Genomic DNA, 2,040 nt, shown 5'->3' on the forward strand with positions numbered 1-2,040 from the left:
TCTAATCGCCAAAGCTTTTTAAAACATCCTCACATTACCTGAATCAGTGGTGAGAGATGTTACTCGTTAGAATCAGCTTTGATCAACTGCGACAAAGGTCAGCCCCTTCGGGGAAGTCAAAAGTCAAAAGTCAAAAGTCAAAAATTTAGCAAGCCCATAAATAAATTTATTTGCTCTGAGTCAACTGACGTAGTATTTCTTGCACTACGTGTCTCGAAATACATTTTTTTATTTTCCATAAATAAATTTAGGCGATGCACTGAGCGTAGCCGAAGTGGGCTTGTACCTTTTTATTTCTGGTCACTTAGATTTAAATTAAAAGTGTCATGATTCATCTTGCTAAATTAAATAGAATTGATTTTCTAGTTGTGATTATTATTGTGATAATTGGTCTTGTACATTTACCTTTTCCATTTGACGGAGATCAAGCATTTTTTAGGCTAGGTGCTTTAGAGATGCAACAAGGAAAGGTACTCTATCGTGATTTTTGGGATGTAAAGCAACCAGGGATTTTTTGCTTTTATTTTTTGGCGGGAACTTTGTTTGGTTTTAATGAGATTGGCATCCATGCCTTTGAACTTATTTACATGGTATTTTTTTCGATAATATTGCTGCTGACTCTAAAAACCTATTTTCGGCATCAGATAATCGCAAGCCTAGTACCTTTGTTAACGGTTGGTGTTTACTATGTTGTTTCAGGTGCTTGGCACCTTACTCAAGTTGAAGCACTGGTTGGTTTTCCTTTATTCCTTTGTCTTTGGCTGACTTTTAAATCTTTTAAAAACGAAGGTAAGCAAAGATTTATCCTGCTTTTACTCTCAGGCTTTATTGGTGGAATTGTCCTGCTTTTTAAATTAATATTTCTGCTGATATTAGTTTCGTTTTGGCTAACTATATTAATGTATTCTGTATTAATCAAACGGGAGGGCATTCAAAAAATATTTATTGAAATTTGTTTACCAATTTTTCTAGGAATTATGTTTCCTCTTTTAGGAGTTGCCAGTTACTTTGCTTGGTATAATAGTTTTTCAATAGTGTATCAGACATTTTTTATATATCCACCTCTTATTATTGCTAATTCTGCATTGGCTCCAAAGGATTTTATTTCAGGAATAAAATGGTTTTTACAGAATTATTACCCTTTAATTTTAATAACTATTACTGCAATAGATGTTTCCTTGCGTAAGTTTAAGAATGTATTGACTTTGTTACTTGTTGTTTGGTGTATTTTTGGTTTGAGTGTTATTGCTCTACAATATAAAGCATTGTGGGAATACCATTTTTTACTATTGTTTGTACCCATAGGTATTTTAGCAACTAAAGGATTAGATATATTATGGGACTATTTAAAAGAATTAAATTCCCAAGTGCCCACAATACTGCTCATAGTATTATTGTTCTTCCCTTTATCATCCACTCTTACAAAAAAGACTGTAACTCTGGTTAATAATAACTTTGCTTTAACTGAAGATACACGATTAAAATATCAGACTGTCTTGAGAAAAAAATATCCATCCCTTCACTCAGAGGCTAACTTAATATCTCAACCAGGAAGTCTTGCTGGTGAGATTTATGTAGCTGGTGATCCATCTATTTATTACTTTTCTGGTCGGACTCAAGCAACAATCCTACGTGGTTGGGCACTTGAATATTTTCTGCCTGAGCAATGGTTAACACTTATAGAGCAGTTAGATTCATCAAAGCCTCCTTATATCTTCATTGATTATGAACCACAGGCGATAATCAAAGAAAATTTTCCCAAGCTGCTAGAATTTGTTGAGCAAAAATACCAGATTCTACGTCAAAGTGATAACGGTATTTGGTATATCATCAAATGATCGGGTAGGTTTCATGTCGTGTTAGTCTAGCAGTTTGACTAGGGTGCATCCCAGTTTTTATTTTGCTCTTGAGAATAACTGTCATTGCGAACGCGAGTGCATCTCGTAGAGAGGAGGAACGACGAACGCAAGTGCGTGTCCAAGACTTGCAATCTCATGGACTCGTTTTGACCTGAAGAATTTTGCGATTGCTTCGTTCCTC

The 2,040-nt window shown here is 34.9% G+C and carries 1 protein-coding gene; it reads left to right on the forward strand.

The genetic code is table 11. The annotated features are described in order from the left end of the window. The first annotated feature begins 326 nt into the window (after window positions 1-326). Window positions 327-1,838 carry a hypothetical protein gene (locus LC574_RS37535; RefSeq protein ID WP_229458687.1) on the forward strand — a complete coding sequence of 504 codons (1,512 nt, stop codon included), beginning with the start codon at window positions 327-329 and terminating at the stop codon, window positions 1,836-1,838. Window positions 1,839-2,040 lie beyond the last annotated feature (202 nt).

This window comes from Nostoc sp. CHAB 5715 (genome assembly GCF_020829685.1).
GTDB lineage: Bacteria > Cyanobacteriota > Cyanobacteriia > Cyanobacteriales > Nostocaceae > Nostoc.